Source organism: Pseudomonas sp. dw_358 (genome assembly GCF_018449655.1).
Taxonomy (GTDB): domain Bacteria; phylum Pseudomonadota; class Gammaproteobacteria; order Pseudomonadales; family Pseudomonadaceae; genus Aquipseudomonas.
On the sequence record NZ_JAAVUX010000005.1, the window covers coordinates 289,841 to 310,333 of the forward strand.

At 60.9% G+C, this 20,493-nt stretch carries 19 protein-coding genes; 8 read left to right on the top strand and 11 right to left on the bottom strand.

Features of this window, described 5'->3' with window-relative positions:
- Window positions 1-135: 135 nt before the first annotated feature.
- Both gcvT and gcvH read left to right on the top strand, forming a co-directional pair.
- Window positions 136-1,218: a glycine cleavage system aminomethyltransferase GcvT gene (gene gcvT, locus HB675_RS10665; RefSeq protein ID WP_213878265.1), complete on the top strand. Its 1,083-nt coding sequence runs from the start codon at window positions 136-138 to the stop codon at window positions 1,216-1,218.
- Window positions 1,219-1,280: 62 nt separating this feature from the next.
- Window positions 1,281-1,664 carry a glycine cleavage system protein GcvH gene (gene gcvH, locus HB675_RS10670; protein ID WP_213878266.1) on the top strand — a complete coding sequence of 128 codons (384 nt, stop codon included), beginning with the start codon at window positions 1,281-1,283 and terminating at the stop codon, window positions 1,662-1,664.
- Window positions 1,665-1,713: 49 nt separating this feature from the next.
- Here the strand turns inward: gcvH and HB675_RS10675 are convergent, their stop codons facing one another.
- The 5 genes from HB675_RS10675 to HB675_RS10695 form a co-directional block, all read right to left on the bottom strand.
- The gene (locus HB675_RS10675) at window positions 1,714-2,031 is read right to left on the bottom strand and encodes a DUF2388 domain-containing protein (protein ID WP_213878267.1); all 318 of its coding nucleotides are present in this window, start codon (window positions 2,029-2,031) and stop codon (window positions 1,714-1,716) included.
- Between the two features lie 64 nt (window positions 2,032-2,095).
- A complete protein-coding gene (locus HB675_RS10680) occupies window positions 2,096-2,557 on the bottom strand; it encodes an NfeD family protein (RefSeq protein WP_213878268.1) in 462 nt (153 codons plus the stop codon).
- 8 nt (window positions 2,558-2,565) lie between these two features.
- Window positions 2,566-3,486 carry an SPFH domain-containing protein gene (locus HB675_RS10685; RefSeq protein ID WP_213878269.1) on the bottom strand — a complete coding sequence of 307 codons (921 nt, stop codon included), beginning with the start codon at window positions 3,484-3,486 and terminating at the stop codon, window positions 2,566-2,568.
- Window positions 3,487-3,553: 67 nt separating this feature from the next.
- Window positions 3,554-5,329 (bottom strand): ATPase, T2SS/T4P/T4SS family, encoded by a 1,776-nt coding sequence (locus tag HB675_RS10690; RefSeq protein ID WP_213878270.1) that lies wholly within the window; start codon window positions 5,327-5,329, stop codon window positions 3,554-3,556.
- A 231-nt stretch (window positions 5,330-5,560) separates the two neighbouring features.
- Entirely contained in the window at window positions 5,561-6,928 is a 1,368-nt protein-coding gene (locus tag HB675_RS10695) for a CYTH domain-containing protein (RefSeq protein ID WP_213878271.1), read from the bottom strand.
- 127 nt (window positions 6,929-7,055) lie between these two features.
- On the opposite strand from HB675_RS10695, the gene argE reads away from it, so the two are divergent.
- On the top strand, window positions 7,056-8,210 hold the full coding sequence (gene argE / locus HB675_RS10700) for an acetylornithine deacetylase (protein WP_213878272.1): 1,155 nt from the start codon (window positions 7,056-7,058) through the stop codon (window positions 8,208-8,210).
- A 131-nt stretch (window positions 8,211-8,341) separates the two neighbouring features.
- Window positions 8,342-9,640: an amino-acid N-acetyltransferase gene (argA, locus tag HB675_RS10705; RefSeq protein ID WP_213878273.1), complete on the top strand. Its 1,299-nt coding sequence runs from the start codon at window positions 8,342-8,344 to the stop codon at window positions 9,638-9,640.
- A 71-nt stretch (window positions 9,641-9,711) separates the two neighbouring features.
- Here argA and gshA read toward each other — a convergent pair whose 3' ends face one another.
- From gshA to HB675_RS10720, 3 genes are all read right to left on the bottom strand, one after another.
- A complete protein-coding gene (gene gshA / locus HB675_RS10710) occupies window positions 9,712-11,295 on the bottom strand; it encodes a glutamate--cysteine ligase (protein WP_213878274.1) in 1,584 nt (527 codons plus the stop codon).
- A gap of 181 nt (window positions 11,296-11,476) precedes the next feature.
- The gene (locus HB675_RS10715; protein WP_213878275.1) at window positions 11,477-11,863 is read right to left on the bottom strand and encodes a PaaI family thioesterase; all 387 of its coding nucleotides are present in this window, start codon (window positions 11,861-11,863) and stop codon (window positions 11,477-11,479) included.
- The gene (locus HB675_RS10720; protein ID WP_213878276.1) at window positions 11,863-14,181 is read right to left on the bottom strand and encodes a Tex family protein; all 2,319 of its coding nucleotides are present in this window, start codon (window positions 14,179-14,181) and stop codon (window positions 11,863-11,865) included. Before HB675_RS10720 ends, HB675_RS10715 begins: the two co-directional genes overlap by 1 nt.
- A 236-nt stretch (window positions 14,182-14,417) precedes the next feature.
- On the opposite strand from HB675_RS10720, the gene ompR reads away from it, so the two are divergent.
- Window positions 14,418-15,158: a two-component system response regulator OmpR gene (gene ompR, locus HB675_RS10725; RefSeq protein WP_213878277.1), complete on the top strand. Its 741-nt coding sequence runs from the start codon at window positions 14,418-14,420 to the stop codon at window positions 15,156-15,158.
- Window positions 15,159-15,287: 129 nt separating this feature from the next.
- The gene (locus HB675_RS10730) at window positions 15,288-16,601 is read left to right on the top strand and encodes an ATP-binding protein (protein WP_213878278.1); all 1,314 of its coding nucleotides are present in this window, start codon (window positions 15,288-15,290) and stop codon (window positions 16,599-16,601) included.
- Between the two features lie 12 nt (window positions 16,602-16,613).
- Here HB675_RS10730 and rimK read toward each other — a convergent pair whose 3' ends face one another.
- Window positions 16,614-17,519 (bottom strand): 30S ribosomal protein S6--L-glutamate ligase, encoded by a 906-nt coding sequence (gene rimK / locus HB675_RS10735; protein ID WP_213878279.1) that lies wholly within the window; start codon window positions 17,517-17,519, stop codon window positions 16,614-16,616.
- A complete protein-coding gene (locus tag HB675_RS10740) occupies window positions 17,516-17,998 on the bottom strand; it encodes an ATP-dependent zinc protease (protein WP_213878321.1) in 483 nt (160 codons plus the stop codon). Before HB675_RS10740 ends, rimK begins: the two co-directional genes overlap by 4 nt.
- 138 nt (window positions 17,999-18,136) lie before the next feature.
- On the opposite strand from HB675_RS10740, the gene HB675_RS10745 reads away from it, so the two are divergent.
- Window positions 18,137-18,544: a S4 domain-containing protein gene (locus HB675_RS10745; protein WP_213878280.1), complete on the top strand. Its 408-nt coding sequence runs from the start codon at window positions 18,137-18,139 to the stop codon at window positions 18,542-18,544.
- Between the two features lie 13 nt (window positions 18,545-18,557).
- Here the strand turns inward: HB675_RS10745 and HB675_RS10750 are convergent, their stop codons facing one another.
- Window positions 18,558-19,355, bottom strand: coding sequence for a phosphatase PAP2 family protein (locus HB675_RS10750; RefSeq protein ID WP_213878281.1), 798 nt, complete (start codon window positions 19,353-19,355; stop codon window positions 18,558-18,560).
- A gap of 124 nt (window positions 19,356-19,479) precedes the next feature.
- Here HB675_RS10750 and hslO point away from each other — a divergent pair, with 124 nt between their 5' ends.
- A complete protein-coding gene (hslO, locus tag HB675_RS10755) occupies window positions 19,480-20,382 on the top strand; it encodes an Hsp33 family molecular chaperone HslO (RefSeq protein WP_213878282.1) in 903 nt (300 codons plus the stop codon).
- The last annotated feature ends 111 nt before the right edge of the window (window positions 20,383-20,493 follow it).

Here is a 20,493-nt window from a genome sequence, read left to right on the forward strand (position 1 = left end):
GCCAGCCCGGCGGTAGCCTCGAACCTCACCCATGGGGTGCCAGCCCTGAACCTTGCGGCTACAATGCGCGGCATTCGGCGCCATACGTACAAGATGTTGCGTATGCGTCTTCGCCACGCCCGGAAGGAGACACCCATGGGACAGCGCACGCCTCTGTATGACCTGCATTTGGCGCTGGGCGCCAAGCTGGTCGATTTTGGCGGTTGGGATATGCCGTTGCACTACGGTTCGCAAGTCGAGGAGCACCATCAGGTCCGCCGTGACTGTGGTGTTTTCGATGTGTCGCACATGGCAATCATCGATGTCACAGGCCGCGAGGCTTTCGCGTTTCTGCAGTACGTGCTGGCCAATGACGTTGGACGTCTTGCCGCCGTGGGATGCGCGCTTTATAGCGTGATGCTCAACGACCAGGCGGGCGTGGTCGATGACCTGATCGCCTACCGCCTGGACGATGGCTACCGCCTGGTACTCAATGCAGCGACCCGCAGCAAGGATCTAGCCTGGTTGAGTCGGCAGGCCGAGGGGCGCGACGTGCACCTGCAAGAGCGCAGCGAGCTGGCGCTGCTCGCGGTGCAAGGGCCTCAGGCCCGCGTGCGTGTGGCGCAACTGGTCAATCAGCAGCGCGCCGAGCTGATTCAGCACTTGAAGCCATTCGAAGGCCGCAGCGATGCCGACTGGTTCTTTGCACGCACGGGTTATACCGGCGAAGACGGCCTGGAGATTGCGCTGCCCGCTGATCAGGCCGTGAGCTTTTTCAACGACCTGGTCGGTGCGGGCATTATGCCGATCGGTCTGGGTGCCCGCGACACCTTGCGACTTGAGGCCGGCTTGAACCTTTACGGCCAGGATCTGGACGAAGTTCATTCACCGCTGGCCTCGAACATGGCCTGGAGTGTGGCCTGGGAGCCGGCCGAGCGCAGGTTCATAGGTCGCGAGGCACTGGAGCATGAGCTGCGCAGTGGCGCCAGTTCCAGGTTGGTCGGTCTGGTGCTGGAGGAGCGTGGTGTATTACGCGCCCACCAGGTAGTGCGCATCACACAAATTGGCGAAGGGGAGATCACCAGTGGTAGTTTCTCTCCTACGCTTGGCAAGTCCATCGCGCTGGCGCGTGTACCTGCCGCCACCGCAGATCGCGCCGAAGTCGAGATTCGCGGCAAGTGGTACCCGGTCCGGGTGGTCAAGCCGACTTTTGTACGTCACGGCAAGACGCTGGTCTGAACGACCCACTTACCCCTACATAAATTTTGCGGTCAAGCCGCTGACCTGTTGAGGAGCAACCCATGAGTAACATCCCTGCTGAGCTGCGTTTTGCCGAAAGCCACGAATGGGCTCGCCTGGAGGCCGATGGTACGGTGACCGTGGGTATTTCCGATCATGCCCAGGAGGCATTGGGCGACGTGGTCTTCGTCGAGCTCCCGGAAATCGGCAAGGTCTTCGCTCAAGCGGACGCTGCGGGTGTCGTGGAGTCCGTCAAAGCGGCTTCGGATATCTATTCGCCCGTGGGCGGTGAAGTGATCGAGGTCAATGAGGGCCTGGGCGATGCCCCGGAATCGTTGAACAGCGAGCCTTACTCGGCCTGGATCTTCAAGCTCAAGCCAAGCAATGTGGCGGATCTGGACCGGTTGCTGGATGCGGCGAGTTACAAGGCTGCCATCGGCGAGTAAAAGCTGTACCCGGTGCCGTTCGGCAATGACGGCACCGGGGTCATGCTGATCAGTCTTCGGCGACGGTGTTCTTTGCCAGAATAGCGTTCGCCAGGTCCATGTCGCTTGCCTTGAGCGCTGGATTGTCTTCACGCACTTTCAGCATCGCTGCTTCCAGATACGGGCCGCGAATCTGGCCGTTGCTGGCAACGAAACTGCTGGCGTCATCCTGTGCGGCCACGATCAACTTATGGTGACGAGAAGTCAGATAGGTCGAGCCGGTTGTGGCGCCCGACGACAGCACGTCATGCAAGAAACCGTCAGCCATGGCGGACCCGACTGGCAGAGCAAACAGGGCGAGCGAAAGTGCGACAGCTGTGACGCGCATGGCAGTGACTCCTGAGTAGGTATTGTGAAGCGTTGGATAGCTTTGCTTGAGCCAAGTTCCAGGTTCAGACGTCGGGTGCCTGTGTGGTTCGTTCCACCAGCAGATGGACATCCTGCTGGCCGATGACCCTCACCTGGCTGCCTGCGGCGGCGTTTTCGCCGCGAACCAGCCACAGCCCGTCGCCAACCTTGATCTTGCCCCGCCCATCAACAATTGCTTCTTGTACGACGAACACGCGACCGATCAGCTCCTGGCCCCGTTGGTTGAGCAGTGGCTGGTCTGTGGGTCGGGCATGGCGTTGCCGAGACCACCAGAGCGTGGCGCTGACCACGCACAGCACGGCAAACAGCAGGCACTGCGCAACCCAACTCATCCCGGGCAACAGAAAAACCAGCGCACTCACCGCTGTTGCGGCAATACCTGTCCATAAAAGGTAGCCGCCGGCACCGAATATCTCGAGGATAATCAGGGCGACGCCCAAGGCCAGCCAATCCAGAAAAGACAGGTGCAACAAAAAATTGCCCATAGATGACCTCAGGTTTTCTTGTTGTCGAAGGTCACCTTGATGATTTCCCCGATACCGCTGACCGAACCGATCAGCTGGCTCGCTTCCAGCGGCATCAGGATCACTTTGCTGTTGTCGGCGCTGGCCAGCTTGCCCAACGCTTCAATGTATTTCTGCGCCACGAAATAGTTGATGGCCTGCACATCGCCGGCAGCGATGGCCTGGGACACCACTTGAGTGGCACGTGCTTCGGCTTCGGCCTGGCGCTCCCTGGCTTCGGCTTCCAGAAAAGCGGCCTGGCGCTCACCTTCAGCTTCGAGAATCTGGCCCTGCTTCTTGCCTTCGGCGGTCAAAATAGCGGCTGCCCTGAGACCCTCGGCTTCGAGGATCTGTGCGCGCTTGACCCGTTCGGCTTTCATCTGCCCGCTCATCGCCGCCATCAGGTCGGCGGGGGGGCTGATGTCCTTGATTTCGATGCGAGTGATCTTGATGCCCCACGGCGCGGTGGCGTCATCCACGGTACGTAGCAGGCGCTCGTTGATATTGTCCCGCTGGCTGAGCATGGCGTCGAGCTCCATCGAGCCCAGAACGGTGCGTATGTTGGTCTGCAGGAGGTTGCGCACGGCATGCTCCAGGTTGTTGACCTCATAGGCGGCCTGGGCGGTGTTGACGACCTGGTAAAAGCAGACGGCGTCGATCTGCACCGTGGCATTGTCGGCGGTGATGACTTCCTGCGGCGGGATATCCAGCACACTTTCCATCATGTTGATCTTGCGGCCGATGCGGTCCATGACCGGCACGATCAGGTTGAGCCCGGGCTTGAGGGTGTTGGTGTAGCGGCCGAAGCGTTCGACGGTCCACTGATATCCCTGAGGTACGACCTTGAACCCCATGAAGACAATGGTCACCGCAAGGACGACCAGAAGAAGCACTACGCTACCGATTTGCATGACGAATCCCTGTGCTCAAAAATTGATTGTCTGCCTTGGCGGGCGCCACGGCCAGTGCCCGATCATTTCAGCCGGTTTCCTGCCCAAAGCCTTCGTGGCGCGGCGTGACACGCAGGACTTCCTCCAGAGTCGTCATCCCGGCGGCGATTTTCCGCGCGCCTGCCAGACGCAGGGTACGCATGCCCTCCTTGAGGGCCTGATGGCGCAGGCGCGCCAGGTCGGTCGAGGCACTGATGCCGCTCTTCAGGCTTTCGCTCAGCACCAGTATCTCGTACAGCGCGGCCCTTCCGCGGTAACCGGTGTCGCGACATTCCACGCAGCCGACGGCGTGCTGCACCTGTGCAGGCAATGGGCTGCGCCACGGACGGGTGATGGCTTGCCAGTCGTCTGCGGCCACGGTGCCAGGCGCCTTGCAGTGGGGGCATAGCAGGCGAATCAGACGTTGCGCCATGACGCCCAGCAGGGTGGCCTTGATCAGGTAGTGGGCGACGCCCAGCTCCAGCAGACGAGTGATGGCACTCGTCGCGTCGTTGGTGTGCAGGGTCGAGAGCACCAGATGCCCGGTCAGTGCTGCCTGGATGGCCATCTGGGCGGTCTCGAGGTCGCGTATTTCGCCGACCATGATCACGTCCGGATCCTGGCGCATCAGGGCGCGCAGGCCGTTGGCAAACGTCAGGTCAATATTGTGCTGCACCTGCATCTGGTTGAAGGAAGGCTCGACCATCTCGATCGGGTCTTCGATGGTGCACAGGTTGATTTCGGGACGAGCCAACTCCTTGAGCGTGGTGTACAGCGTGGTGGTCTTGCCCGAGCCGGTGGGGCCAGTGACAAGGATGATCCCGGTGGGCTGGCGCAGCAGAGCTCTCCAGCGCAGCAGATCCTCGGGGGTAAAGCCCAGGCGCGTAAAGTCCTTGAGCAGCACCTGTGGGTCGAATAGCCGCAACACAAGTTTCTCGCCGAAGGTGGTGGGCAGTGTAGAAAGACGCAACTCGATGTCGCCGCCATTGGGCAAGCGCATCTGCATGCGTCCATCCTGAGGGCGACGCTTTTCGGCGATGTTCATCCGCCCCAGGGTTTTCAGGCGGCTGACGATGGCCGTGGTGACCTGTGGCTGAAACCGGTAGATATCCTGAAGTTGCCCGTCGATGCGCAGGCGAACGGTCCCCTGATCGCGTCTTGGCTCGATGTGGATATCACTGGCGCGCTGGTCGAGCGCATGCTGCAGGAGCCAGTCGACGATGTTGACGATAGGGGTGTCATCGATATCGGGTATCACCTCTGCACCCGTCTCGGCCAAGGCCCCGGCAGGCGGGTTGACCGGACCGGCGCTGGCATCGTTGACCGAGCGCGCCAGCTTGTAGAGCTGCTCGATACTGCGCTGGATCTCCAGCGGGTTGGCCACGGCACGCTTGATGGGGCGTTTCAGTGCCTGGCTCAAGGCAGGCACCCAGCTCCCGATGAAGGGCTGTGCGCTGGCCACGATCAGGCTGGCGGCGGCTTCGCCGACGATCAGGATACCGTGGCGTTGCGCGAAGGCTCGCGGCAGCAAGGCGGTGAGTGCGTTGAGGTCGATGGCCAGCGCATCGATGCGCCAGTAGGCCTGGCCTGCATGCAGCGCCAGCCAGAGCGTCAGGGATTCCAATACCAGGCGCTGGCCCGGTCGGCTGAGGTCGTCGTACTGCTGCTCGGCCAGCGTGACCAGTGGGTGCCGGCGACAGGCACCGGGGTCAAGGTTCAGGGCACTCTCGCCATCGTTTTGACTCAGCAGGCCCTGATTGACCAGTGCATGGACGACTTCGGGCAGTTCGAGTGGGCGATCAAAAGTTTCTGTGCCGAGGGCCACGGTAGCGTTTCCTTGTGTCGAATTCTGGGCGCGTCCTGCGCCCGTCACAAGGTTAGCTGGCGTACCAAGGTTCGTCGGGGGTAATCGTTTCCGGGGGTTGCGACACCGGCAGGGTGAGCACCGTTCAGGTCGCGCCTCTTGTGGCCTATGAAGGTGTCGGGTATTCAAGAGGTCAACCCGACGGTGGCCTTGTCGGCGATCAAGTCCACCATGAGTCTGCCTGGTTGAAGATCAGCGGCGCAGGATATGCTTCCAGGCGCGGCTCTGGAACACCACCAGCGCCTGCTGCACACGGGCTTCCAGCACTTCGTCGCTGATGTCCAGCAGGGCCAGGGCGTGCAGTTTGTTCAGTTCGCCGAACAGTCGATCCAGCTCCGGCAGCTCCAGGGCGCCGCGAGCGTGGTGCAGCCAGGCGAGGATGCGTTCGATGCGTGGCAGTTGCTCGGCGAGGTCTTCGGGCTGCTGCTGGTAGCGGGACAATTGCAACGAGGCGGCTTCTTCGGCGAAGAAGTGGCCCAACCAGTTGGACAGTTGTGCAGCACCTTGGCGGTTGCCGCGAGTGTTGCGTTCGATGGTCCAGCTGCGGGCCATCAACCAGCGTGCGAGCCCTAGTGAAAACTGGCCCCAGCGCACGTCCAGCAGCTCCTCGGCAAACTGCTCGGGCGCCGCCTTGCGCACGTCTTCGTCGTCCTGACCGAATTGCACCAACGGCCGCCAGTCTTCCAGCAAGGCGTCCAGGGCCAGGCGCAGATCATGGCTGGTGGCGCGCGGAGCGGCTTGGCCCAGGCTGCCCAGCAGGGCACGCAACTCACTCAACTGCTCGACCCATTCCAGCAGCAACCGCCAGTGGCCGTTGAAGCGGTATTGTTCGGCCAGCCGTTGGCTGCTGGCCAGCAAGTGCCAGGCCAATGCGGTGAAGGCGTCGTCCAGCGGCATATCGGCCACCAGCGCCGGTACCGGCAGGCTCAGGGCGTAGCTGCCCGGGTCGTTCAGGCGATAGCCGCGCTCGGCCTTGCTGATGTCACATGGCATCAGCGCCAGCTTTTCCGCCAGCTCCGCAGCCAACTCCAGCAGGGCGGCAGGCTCGCCTTCGCGCAGTTCCAGCTCCAGTTCGCAGATCTCCTCGGACTGCTTGCCGACGATGACCTTGCCCAAGTCCAGCGCTGCTTCTATGACCACTTTGGCTTTGCCGCGGCCCCAGGCGATTTCGGCGCGTTCGCGGACGAAATCGGTGGTGAACACCGGTTTGATGGTTTTCTTGTCCAACCCGGCCAGTTGCTCCGGCCAGCATTCGCCGTCGAGTTTTTTCAGGTCGAGCTTGGCTTTTGCCAGCTGCCAATCGTATTCGTTGCGCTCGGACAACCCGGCGATGCTCTGGCCCTTGGTCTTGAGGGTCTGAATCACCTCTTCGCCATCACGGCGCACCCGCAGCGCGACCTTGGCGGCTGCCAGTTCATGGTCGGGTGTGTCGAAGTATTGATTGAACAACTCGCGGCGCTCCCAGCCACTTTTGTTGCGCTTTTTCAACAGAGGATGATCGCGCAGGGCCGCGAGGGTTTCGCGGCTGACGCGCAATTTGATTTCGGTTTCTTTCTGCATGGCTGGGGATCCAGGCGTGATCACAATAGGAGGGCAGGTAACTGCTGAGGCCGTGCAGTGTACAGCATGGCGGTTTATTCCTGCGGTCCAATGGCTCTATGATGGGATTCGCTCAAGGAGAATCGTCATGCCGCTGCCGACCTTGCAAGACCAGTTCGCTGCCCTGATTGCCGCGCCCTCGGTCAGCTGTACTCAGGCCGACCTGGACCAATCCAATGAGGGCGTCATCGAACTGCTCGCCACCTGGCTGGGTGATTTGGGGTTCGTCTGTGATATCCAGACCGTCAAGCCAGGCAAGTACAACCTGCTTGCCACCTATGGCAGCGGCCCCGGCGGGCTGGTGCTGGCAGGGCATAGCGATACTGTGCCGTTCGACGGCAAGCTGTGGAATACCGATCCGTTGAAACTCACTGAGGTGGACGGTCGCTGGGTGGGCCTGGGCAGTTGTGACATGAAGGGTTTTTTTGCGCTGGTCATCGAAGCCGTGCGCGAGTTGGTCGGCCAGCCGTTCAGGCAACCGTTGTTGATTCTGGCCACCTGTGACGAAGAAAGCTCAATGTCCGGGGCCAAGGCGCTGGCAGCGGCAGGGCGGCCGTTGGGTCGCGCGGCGGTGATCGGCGAGCCGACCCAGCTCAAGCCGATCCGCCTGCACAAGGGCGTGATGATGGAGCGCATCGACATCCTCGGGCGCAGTGGCCATTCCTCGGACCCACGTCTGGGCCACAGCGCGCTGGAAGCCATGCATGGCGCCATCGGCGAGTTGATGGGCCTGCGCAAACAGTGGCAGCGCGAGTACAACAATCCGCAGTTCAGTGTGCCCCAGCCCACCTTGAACTTCGGCTGTATCCATGGGGGCGACAACCCTAACCGTATCTGCGGTCAGTGCTCCATGGAATTCGACCTGCGACCCCTGCCCGGTATGGACCCGAAAGTGCTGCGCGCGGCTATCCGCGCCAAACTGGAGCCACTGGCCGAGCTGCATCAGGTCAAGATCGATTACGCACCGTTGTTCAGCGAGGTGCCGCCGTTCGAGCAGGCTGCCGATGCCGAGTTGGTACGGGTGGCCGAGCGCTTGACCGGGCATCGCGCCGAGGCAGTGGCCTTTGGTACCGAGGCGCCCTACTTCCAACGCCTGGGCTGCGAAACACTGGTCCTCGGCCCGGGGGACATCGCCTGTGCCCACCAGCCTGGGGAATATCTTGAAATGTCACGTTTGCAGCCTACAGTGCGTCTATTACGGCAGCTGATCGAACATTACTGTCTCACGCCAGTCAGTGCCTGAGCGGCTTTCATTTTTTCTGATTCAAAGGAGCGTGCGCGTGTCGCCAGGCCTGTTACGACGATAACCCCAACGCTGGGTATCCATGTTGTGTCCATCTTCTTTCAGGCTTTCTTCTACAGGCTTTTGCGTTCATGCCCGAATACGTCAATTGGCTTCGCCACGCGTCCCCTTACATCAATGCCCACCGCGATTGCACCTTCGTTGTCATGCTGCCTGGGGAAGGGGTGGCGCACCCCAACTTCGGCAACATCGTTCACGACCTGGTCTTGCTGCACAGCCTCGGCGTGCGACTGGTACTGGTACACGGTTCGCGCCCGCAGATCGAAAGCCGCCTGGCCGCTCGCGATCTGACGCCGCACTACCATCATGGACTGCGCATTACCGATGCACCGACGCTGGAATGCGTCATCGATGCGGTCGGGGCCCTGCGGATTGCCATCGAGGCGCGCCTGTCCATGGACCTCGCATCGTCGCCGATGCAGGGCTCGCGCCTGCGCATCACCAGCGGCAACCTGGTCACGGCGCGGCCGATCGGCGTGCTCGAAGGGGTTGATTACCACCATACCGGTGAGGTTCGCCGGGTCGATCGCAAGGGTATCAACCGCCTGCTGGACGAGCGTTCCATCGTGTTGCTGTCCCCTTTGGGCTATTCGCCGACCGGCGAAATATTCAACCTGGCCTGTGAAGACGTTGCGACGCGGGCGGCCATTGATCTCGGTGCCGACAAGCTCCTCCTGTTCGGTGCGGAACCAGGCTTGATCGACGAAAACGGCCACCTGGTACGCGAGCTTCGCCCACAACAGGTGCCTGCCCATCTGACGCGCTTGGGCAGTGACTACCAGGGCGAGCTGCTGGACGCAGCTGCCCAGGCTTGCCGTGGTGGGGTCAGCCGCAGCCATATCGTCAGTTATGCAGAAAACGGCGCCTTGCTCACCGAGCTGTTCACGCGCAATGGCGGCGGCACGTTGGTGGCTCAAGAGCAATTCGAACAAGTGCGTGAAGCGAACATCGACGATGTCGGCGGCTTGCTGGACCTGATCAGCCCGCTGGAAGAACAGGGCATCCTGGTACGCCGTTCACGGGAAGTGCTGGAGCGGGAGATCACCCAGTTCAGCGTGGTCGAGCGTGAAGGCATGATCATCGCGTGCGCAGCGCTTTACCCGATTGCCGACTCTCAGGCGGGCGAATTGGCCTGCCTGGCGGTGAACCCGGAGTATCGCCATGGTGGACGCGGGGATGAATTGCTGGAGCGGATCGAAGAGCGTGCCAAGGCGTTGGGGCTCAACACCTTGTTTGTCCTGACGACGCGTACGGCGCACTGGTTTCGCGAGCGAGGGTTCATTCCCAGTGGCGTAGAGCAACTGCCAGCGGCACGGGCCTCGATGTACAACTACCAGCGAAATTCCAAGATTTTCGAGAAGGCGATCTAGGCGCCTTGGCCGGATATTCGACCTGTAGAACCGAGCAAAGCTCGGTCCTATAGGGTGTTCAGCGCCGCACTCTAATTACTGATGGCCAGAATGCTCGCCTGATAAGCCCCGACAAACACGTCGAAATCCCCTACTTCGGTCTGTTCCAGCTCCGATTGCGCGGCCAGCGAGGCGCGGGCCAATTGCTCGAACCGGGTCTGGTCTTCCACGCTCAATGCCTGGCTGCGGAAAAATTCTGCGTGCTTCTCGCTCTGGCGCAAGGAAAACTGCGCGAAGCTTTCCTTGTGCAGGGCCATGCTCGCCAGCACTTGCGCCGAGGGCGTCAGTGACGTGTCGTCGACCTTGGCCAGCTGCGTTGCCAAGGCCTGGACGTGCTCCTCGACACCTTGGCTGCGATCCAGCAAGTCAGCCAGTGGCGCAATCCGTTGCAGCAATTCGGCGGCCCATTGCTTGAGCTCGACAGGTTGGCCATCACGGCTGAGCTCAAGGCCAGGGCGACGACCTTCCTTGACCACGGTAAGGAAGTTATTGGCGCTGTTGCTGCATTCGCTCACGGCCAGAGAAGGGCTCTCTTCCAGGGCGCAGAACAGGATGAATGCATCCATGAAGCGGGCTTCGGTCAGGTCGATGCCCACCGGCAGAAACGGATTGATGTCCAGGCAGCGAACTTCGACGTACTGCACGCCGCGGGCCATCAACGCCTGGATCGGCCGCTCGCCGGAGTAGGTCACGCGTTTTGGGCGGATATTCGAGTAGTACTCGTTTTCGATCTGCAGGATGTTGGTGTTCAGCTGCACCCATTCGCCATCCTTGTGCGTGCCGACTTCCACATAGGGCGCATAGGGGGTCGCCACCGCCTTGCGCAGGCTGTCGGTATAGCTGTCGAGGTCGTCGTAGCAGGGTGTCAGGCCTGCCTGAGCGTTGCTCTGGTAGCCCAGGTCGCTCATGCGCAGGCTGGTGGCATAAGGCAGGTACAGCGTGTCCGGGTCCAGCTGTTCGAGCTGATGGGCGCTCCCACGCAGGAAGCCGGCGTCCAGCGCCGGCGAGGCTCCGAAGAGATACATCAACAGCCAGCTGTAGCGGCGGAAATTGCGAATCAGTGCGATGTAGGCCGACGACTGATAGTCGCGGCTGTCAGGCTGGCTGCCTTCGGCGGCCTTGAGCAGGGGCCAGACCTTTTCCGGCAACGAAAAGTTGTAGTGGATGCCGGCAATGCACTGCATGGTGCGTCCATAGCGCAGGGCCAGGCCTTGGCGATACACATATTTCAGGCGACCGATATTCGAGGTGCCGTAGTAGGCGATCGGAATATCTTCCTCGGCCGGCAATGGGCACGGCATCGAGGGGCTCCACAGGTATTCGCTGCCCAGCTTGGTGTAGGCGAACCGATGGATCTGCTCCAGGTTGGCCAAGGTCTCGGCAGGATCGGTCAGGGCAGGGGTGATGAATTCCAGCAGCGACTCGGAATAGTCGGTGGTGATCAATTCATGAGTCAGCGCCGACCCCAGGGCTTCCGGGTGCGGAGTCTGGGCGAGCCGGCCTTCACCGGTGACGCGCAGGCATTCGCGCTCTATACCATGCAGGCACTGAGCGAGCAGGGAGAGGTTGGCAGGCTCGCCGAGCAAGGCCAGGCGGCGTTTGAGAAGTTCGCTCAAGTTGGATTCCTTCACGCATCAGTCGCCCCGATATGGGGGTGGACATGACGGTCTGCAAGGGTGAAGACAAAAGGAACCGGCGTGGTCGCCTGGTTTCGAGCAAGTAGCCGGTCTGATCATCAGGCAACTTTCCAGGCCAGAGATTCCGGCACCGCATACACGATGCCGAAATTACCTGAGACTAGAGCACCGCGAAAGTGCCTTGAGCCTTGGCGATCAACTTGTCGTCCTGCAGCACTTCGGCTTCGACCACCAAGGTGCGCCGACCGGCGTGCAATACGCGGGCGATGCACAGGGCATCACCCTCGCTGATCGAACGCACGTAGTTGATCTTGCATTCAATCGTGACACTTTGCTGGTCAAAGCCATGGGAGGCTGAACAGGCCAGTCCCATGGCGGTGTCCACCAGACTGAACACCGCACCGCCATGCATCTTGCCCAGACGATTACGCAGGTGCGGCTCAAGCGAGAGACCCACATGCGCCACACCCGCCTTGTCCAGGCGCAACACCTTGCAACCCAAAGTGCGACTGAACGCACTCAGTGTCTGCTCGTCGGAAAAATCCATCAGCGCTTCTTCAATTGTTTGGCGTTGGCGAACAGCGAGGCCATGGCATTATTGGCCGGCGCTGGCGTTTCTTTCGGCTTGGCGGCAGCGCTCGGCTGTCGGGACGAGGCGCCAGGGCGCGAGCCGCGTGCACCGTCGACCTTCTCGCCAGGCGTATCGCTCATACGCATGGACAGGCCGACACGCTTGCGAGGGATATCCACTTCCATGACCTTGACCTTGACCACGTCGCCGGCCTTGACCGCCTCGCGCGGGTCCTTGATGAACTTCTCGGACAGCGCCGATATGTGAACCAGGCCGTCCTGGTGAACGCCAATGTCGACGAAGGCACCGAAGTTGGTCACGTTGGTGACGACACCCTCAAGGATCATTCCCGGCTGCAGGTCCTTGAGGTCTTCGACGCCTTCCTGGAATTCGGCAGTCTTGAATTCCGGGCGTGGGTCGCGGCCGGGCTTGTCCAGTTCCTGGAGAATGTCGGTGACCGTCGGCAGGCCGAAGGTTTCATCGGTGTATTTCTTCGGGTCCAGACGCTTGAGAAAGCCACTGTCGCCGATCAGCGAGCGGATGTCACGATCGGTCTGTTTCGCGATCGACTGCACCAGCGGGTAGGCCTCGGGATGCACAGCGGAAGCATCGAGCGGGTTGTCGCCATTCATGACGCGCAGGAAGCCTGCGGCCTGCTCGAAGGTCTTTTCGCCCAGGCGGGGTACCTTCTTCAACGCGGCGCGGGTCTTGAAGGCACCGTGCTCGTCACGATGGGCAACAATATTTTGCGCCAGGGTGCTGTTCAATCCGGAGATGCGCGCAAGCAAGGCCACCGAAGCCGTGTTGACGTCGACGCCCACGGCATTCACGCAGTCTTCCACCACTGCGTCCAGGCCGCGCGCAAGCTTGAGTTGCGAGACGTCGTGCTGATACTGGCCTACGCCGATGGATTTCGGATCGATCTTGACCAGTTCGGCCAGCGGATCCTGCAGGCGACGGGCGATGGACACTGCGCCGCGGATCGAAACATCCAGGTCGGGAAACTCCTTGGCGGCCAATTCGGAGGCCGAGTACACCGAGGCACCGGCCTCGGAAACCATGACCTTGGTCATTTTCAGGCCTGGGTATTTCTTGATCAGTTCGGCCGCCAGCTTGTCGGTTTCCCGGCTGGCGGTGCCGTTGCCGATGGCGATCAGGTCAACAGCATGTTTGGCACAGAGGGCGGCCAGCACGGCGATGGTCTGATCCCACTGGTTTTTCGGCACATGGGGGTAGACCGTGGCGTAGTCCAGCAGCTTGCCGGTGCTGTCCACTACCGCGACCTTGCAACCTGTGCGCAGGCCCGGGTCCAGGCCCAGTGTGGCCCGTGGCCCAGCAGGCGCAGCCAACAGCAGGTCATGCAGGTTGTGGGCGAAGACGTTGATCGCTTCGGTTTCGGCGCCGTCCCGAAGCTCGCTGAGCAGGTCGGTCTCCAGGTGGGTATAGAGCTTGACCTTCCAGGTCCAGCGCACCACTTCGCCGAGCCATTTATCCCCGGCACGGTTCTGGTTCTTAACGCCGAAATGCTCGCCGATCATCATCTCGCACGGGTGCAGCGTGCCTGGCAGCTCTTCGCCGACCTTGAGCGCCGAACCCAGGATACCTTCGTTGCGGCCGCGAAAAATCGCCAGCGCACGGTGCGAGGGCATGCTTTTGAGGGGCTCGTCGTGCTCGAAGTAATCGCGGAACTTGGCGCCCTCTTCCTCTTTGCCGGGCACGACCCGGGCGCTCAGGACGCTTTCCTGATGCAAGAAGCCGCGCAACTTGCTAAGCAAGGCAGCGTCTTCGGCAAAGCGTTCCATGAGGATGTATTTGGCGCCTTCGAGGGCAACCTTGACGTCGGCCACGCCTTTTTCGCCATCGACGAACCGCGCGGCCTCGATTTCCGGGCTCAGGCTCGGGTCGTTGAACAGCCCGTCGGCGAGTTCGCCAAGGCCGGCTTCCAAGGCAATCTGGCCCTTGGTCCGACGTTTCTGCTTGTAGGGGAGGTACAAGTCTTCTAGACGAGTCTTGGTGTCGGCCAGCTTGATCTCGCGGGCGAGTTCAGGGGTCAGCTTGCCTTGTTCCTCGATGCTGGCAAGGATGCTCGCACGACGTTCATCCAACTCGCGCAGGTAGCGCAGGCGCTCTTCCAGATGGCGCAGCTGGGTGTCGTCGAGGCTGCCGGTGACTTCTTTCCGGTACCGGGCGATGAACGGCACGGTAGAGCCTTCATCCAATAGCGCGACGGCCGCTTCGACCTGTTGTGGGCGGACGCCGAGTTCCTCGGCGATGCGGCTGTTGATGCTTTCCATAAAACCACCTGAGCAGAAGTGAATGCAGGGCTGCCGGCCGTGGCTGACCGGTAACCCCTGGAAGTTGCCTGACGCAAGGGCGGCGCATTATAACCGGCGATCCGGCAAAGCGGGGCAGCAGGGTACTCACTGAATTTTTGCTTTCATGGCGTTCAAGGAAAAATCTGCTAACAATGCTGTCGATACGGCAGTCGATGGCTAAGTCATAATGCGCACCGAGCTTAAAGGAGCGACCCATGAGCAGCACTGCACAACCCGCCGAAGGGGAAAAGATCCTTATCGTTGACGACGACCCTGGCATCGCCAAATTACTGGAACGTTTTTTTGCGATCCATGGCTACCGCACACGGTCGGTACCCAACGCCGAGCAAATGGATCGTCTGCTTGCCCGTGAAGTGTTCAACCTGATTGTTCTCGACGTCATGTTGCCTGGTGAAAGTGGTCTTTCTGCCTGCGCACGCCTGCGTGCCGCGAAAAATCAGGTGCCGATCATCATGCTGACTGCCCGGGGAGATGAAATGGCCCGTATCGAAGGGCTGGGGCTTGGCGCCGATGATTACCTGCCCAAACCGTTCAACCCGGAAGAGCTCGTGCTGAGGGTCAGAGCGGTATTGCGTCGTCAGGCACCCGCAGTGCCCGGCGCGCCGGGTGCGGATGACGAAGTGGTCACCTTTGGCGACTATGAGCTGTCCCTGGGCACTCGTGAGCTCAAGCGTGGTGACAAGATCCATATGTTGACCACCGGTGAGTTCGCGGTGCTCAAGGCTCTGGTCATGCACGCACGGGAACCCCTGACCCGTGACAAGCTGATGAACCTTGCGCGTGGTCGCGAGTGGGACGCGTTGGAGCGGTCGATCGACGTGCAGATTTCTCGATTGCGTCGCATGATCGAACCCGATCCATCCAAACCTCGTTACATCCAGACTGTCTGGGGTGTGGGCTATGTCTTCGTGCCGGATGGTAATGCCGGTAAGTGATGGCCCCCTTGCAGGTGTACGCCCAGGGAGTCCCAGGTTTCATGATGAAACCACCGGGACGCCCTGCAGTGCGTGTTACGCAATGAGTGCGAGCAAGCTTGGTCCCTGCATTTCCCCTGGCCGTCATCTATGAAAACCCCCGTCTGGTTTCCGCAAAGCTTTTTCTCTCGCACCCTATGGTTGGTGCTCATTGTCGTGCTGTTCTCGAAGGCCCTTACCCTGGTCTATCTGTTGATGAACGAGGATGTGCTTGTCGATCGCCAATACAGCCATGGGGTCGCCTTGACCCTGCGCGCTTATTGGGCAGCGGATGAAGAAAATCGCGACAAGATCGCCGAGGCCGCCGGGCTGATACGCGTGGTGGGTGGCGGTGTTCCCGAGGGTGAACAGCACTGGCCCTACAGCGAGATCTATCAACGCCAGATGCAGGCCGAGCTGGGGGATGACACCGAAGTGCGTCTGCGGGTGCACGCCCCGCCAGCGCTCTGGGTGCAGGCGCCGAGCCTGGGGCCCGGCTGGTTGAAAGTGCCACTGTACCCCCACCCGTTGCGTGGCCAGAAGATCTGGAGTGTCCTGGGTTGGTTCCTGGCGATCGGCCTGTTGTCCACCGCGTCGGCCTGGATATTCGTGCGCCAGCTCAATCAACCGCTCAAGCGTCTGGTGTTTGCCGCGCGGCAACTGGGTCAGGGACGGAGCGTGCGCTTGCCTGTGTCGGACACGCCGAGCGAAATGACAGAGGTGTACAAGGCATTCAACCAGATGGCTGAAGATGTCGAGCAGGCCGGGCGCGAGCGAGAGCTGATGCTGGCAGGCGTCTCCCATGACCTGCGCACGCCGCTGACTCGTCTGCGGCTGGCATTGGAATTGATGCCCAGCGACAACGAGTTCGCCGATGACATGGTCCGTGATATCGAGGACATGGATGCCATTCTTGACCAGTTTCTGGCGTTTATCCGGGACGGCCGGGACGAGGCCATCACTGAAGCCGATTTCAGCGACCTGGTGCGCGAAACCGTGCTGCCGTTCAATCAGCCCGAAGAACGGGTACGCTTGTGCCTCGAGCCGATTCCGCCGTTTCCGTTACGACGCATTTCACTCAAGCGCCTGCTGAACAACCTGATCGGCAATGCGCTTCATCACGCCGGAAACGGTGTGGAAGTCGCGGCCTACGTCTCGGGTGACGCCAATGCTCCCTACGTGGTGCTGAGCGTTCTGGACCGTGGCGCCGGCATTGATCCTTCGGAGCTGGCGGGGATCTTCGATCCGTTCATTCGCGGGGATCGTGCGCGGACCGGCAAAGGTACGGGGCTGGGGTTGGCAATCGTCAAGCGCATCGCCGCCATGCACGGCGGCAATGTGGAGTTGCGCAATCGATCAGGCGGTGGGCTTGAAGCCCGAGTCCGCCTGCCATTGGGACTGATGTTGCCCCGCGACGCCGTTTGAGCCCAGGGGGCATCACCCCTTGCCCTTGGTTCTCGCCAGGTTCGGGCCGCCATTCTTTTCCAGATACTCGATAATCATCCCGGCCACGTCCTTGCCAGTGGTGGTCTCGATGCCTTCGAGTCCCGGCGAGGAGTTGACTTCCATCACCAGCGGCCCATGGTTGGATCGCAGGATGTCCACGCCCGCCACGCTGAGGCCCATGACCTTGGCGGCACGAATGGCCGTCATGCGTTCCTCGGGCGTAATCTTGATCAGGCTTGCACTGCCGCCGCGGTGCAGGTTCGAACGGAATTCACCCGGTTTGGCCTGACGTTTCATGGAAGCAATGACCTTGTCGCCGACAACGAAGCAACGAATGTCGGCGCCGCCGGCTTCCTGGATGTACTCCTGGACCATGATGTCCTGCTTGAGCCCCATGAACGCTTCGATTACCGACTCGGCGGCCTTGGTGGTCTCGCACAGCACCACCCCGATGCCTTGTGTGCCTTCCAGCACCTTGATCACCAAGGGCGCGCCGTTGACCATCTGGATCAGGTCCGGGATATCGTCGGGCGAGTGGGCAAAGCCGGTCACGGGCAAGCCGATACCTCGGCGCGAGAGCAGTTGCAGCGAGCGCAGCTTGTCCCGCGAGCGGGCGATGGCCACCGATTCGTTCAACGGAAACACGCCCATCATTTCGAACTGGCGCAGGACGGCGCAGCCATAGAAGGTCACCGAAGCGCCGATTCGAGGAATCACTGCATCGAAGGGCCCCAGCGGTTTGCCCCGGTAGTGAATCTGCGGTTTGTGGCTGGCAATGTTCATGTAGGCGCGCAGGGTGTCGATCACCACAATTTCATGACCGCGCTCGATCCCTGCTTCAACCAGACGACGAGTGGAATACAGACGCGGGTTTCGCGACAGCACAGCGATTCTCATGCAACACCTGTGGTGGAGGAAGTAGAGACCGGATAGACCGGCTTGTCCTGAACGTATTTGAGGCCAGGGTTGACCACCAGATGGCCATCAACGAGGGCCTTGGAGCCCAGCAGCAGGCGATAACGCATGGCCTTGCGCGAGGCCAGGGTGAACTGCACCTTCCAGCTCAGATCACCCAGCGCCAGGGTCGTGCTGATCACGTAGCGGATTTCCGAATGGCCGTTGGAGCTCTTGATGGTTTTCATGGCCACCAGCATGGCCTCGCACCGTCGATGGCGCAGCTGCACCACTGTGCCCAGATGGGCGGTAAAGCGTACCCATTCCTGGCCATCGCGCTCGAACAACTCGATATCGGTGGCGTGCAGGCTGGAGGTACTGGCGCCGGTGTCGATCTTGGCCCGCAGGCCGGCGACCCCCAACTCCGGCAGCGCTACCCACTCGCGCAGGCCGATTACAGTCAAATGGTCGAAAGTCTTCAAATGGATCAGCCAGCGGTAGTGGAAGGGCGGTTGGGTGTGCACGTAGTCGCTCAACGCACTCTAGCCGGAACCAGCGGTGGTTGCATCCGGTGGCTACGGTAGTAGAGTTTCATTATATTTTTTGGTCGGAGCATCACGTTGGCGCAAAAAGAATTGGAAGACGACAAGGTCAGGCTCGATAAATGGTTATGGGCGGCGAGGTTCTACAAGACCCGTGCGCTGGCCAAGGCGGCCATAGAAAGCGGCAAGGTGCACTGTCGCGGCGAGCGCTGCAAACCCAGCAAGGAGCCGCGGATAGGGGATGAATTGCAGATTCGTGCCGGTTTCGAGGAGCGCACCGTCGTGGTTCAGGCGCTTTCCATCGTTCGCCGTGGCGCTCCTGAAGCACAGACGCTGTACGCCGAAACCGCGCAGAGCATCGACCGCCGCGAGCAGGCGGCGGCCCAGCGCAAGGCAGGCGCACTGGGCGTAACAACTGATGGCAAACCCACCAAGAAGCAACGCCGTCAGTTGGTCGACTTTCGCGGCAACGTGCGCGACGTATGATGGTCAGTGGCTATCAGGCGCTGACCACACTGAGGCAGCGCACCAGCGGGATGTGCTTGCCCACTCGGAACAATGGCGCGGTCAAGCGCAGCAGCCACTCACTGGTCGCGGCGGCGAACGGGGTGAAAAAGCCCCAGCCCAGCGCCATGACCGCCAGCAGTACGCCGCCGATGTAGTCGTCCTGGCCCCAGTGGGCGCCGGCCACCAAGCGCGGCATGCTGAACAGCACGACCAATGCCCAGACGATGAAGCCCTGGGCCTTGTTGCGCAAAAATTGCGTCATGAACAGGCCCCAGATCAGCAGCACCGAGGCATGGTCACCCGGAAAACTCTGATTGGAGGAGTCCTTGATCTGCAGCTTCTTGTCGATGTGCGGGTAGAAGTCGCTCAGGTGCACGGCATCGGGCATGACCATGGAGATGCTGTCGTGCTGCAGGTTCGACGAATCTATCCATTTTGAAAACAGGGTACGAATTACCACCATCAGCAGCAGAATCGCCACGAAGCCGAGAATCGCCTGGCGTACTTGAACGGCCTTGAACACCCAATCGCCCTTGATCAACAGGCTCAGCAGGATCACACCAACTACCAGGTCGAAAGGGCGTACGCTACCCACCGCCCAGATAATCCGCCACGCAGGGCTGGTGGCCAGAGGCTGGTTGAGGATGCGATAGAACCACTCGTCGAATGATGCACACAAAGCATGGCCGACCGGCCATATCCAGAAACACAAAAGCGCAATCGAGATTAAATTACAGGTTACCAAAGCGCGAATGTTCCACCTGGCTTGGAACAGTGCGGGTTTGTTCATAAGATACCCCTTGACCCATGACTGACTGCAACCCTGACTGGGTGCGTGACGCGCTTTATAGGCGCTTGCCGCGTTTTTGTCATCATTGGAAACCTTATTGTCATTTAGATCAGATACGAGACCTATGCACGATTTGCCGGACACCGACTTCACCCAGCGCTTCATTTTCGACAACAGTGACGTTCGCGGCGAGCTGGTAGCGCTTGAGCAGAGCTATGCCGAAGTATTGGCCAAGCACGCCTACCCCGAGCCGGTCGCTCAGTTGCTGGGGGAGTTCATGGCTGCCGCTGCATTGCTGGTGGGGACCCTTAAGTTCGACGGCCTGCTGATACTGCAGGCGCGCTCCGAGGGACCGGTCCCGCTGTTGATGATCGAGTGCTCCAGCGAGCGCGATATCCGCGGCCTGGCGCGCTATGACGCTGCGCGCATCGAGCCCAGCGACGGTCTGCCCCAGTTGATGCCTGAAGGCACCTTGGCCATGACCATCGACCCGACCAATGGCCAGCGTTATCAAGGCATCGTGGCGCTGGACGGCAATGATTTGTCCGAGTGTTTTTCCAATTACTTCGCCCTGTCCGAGCAGCTCGGCACACGTTTCTGGTTGCGCGCCGATGGCACCCGTGCCCGTGGTTTGCTGTTGCAGCAGTTGCCGCGCGAGATGCAAAAGGATGATGAAGACCGTGAAGCCAGCTGGCAGCACATCACTGCGCTGGCGCAGACCCTCAAGACCGAGGAACTGCTGAGTCTGGACAACGAAACCGTGCTGCACCGCCTTTATCATGAAGACCCGGTGCGCCTGTTCGACGTTCAGCCACTACGCTTCAAGTGCAGCTGTTCGCGGGAGCGTTCGGCCCGTGCGCTGATCAGCCTCGGACATGAAGACGCACGGCTATTATTGACTGAGCACGGTGGATCGGTGGAGATTGATTGCCAGTTCTGTAATCAGCGCTACCTCTTCGACAGTGCCGACGTAGAGCAGTTGTTCGCCGGAGCGGGCGTAGATTCGCCGTCAGATACCCGTCACTGAAACATTTCAGCACTGCCAGGTGAACAAAGGTGCGCCGGTTTAACGCCGTTTCGACAGGAGGCCCCTTCTCGAAAGGCCTATTCCTAGGCATAATCCGGCCACTTTTACTGC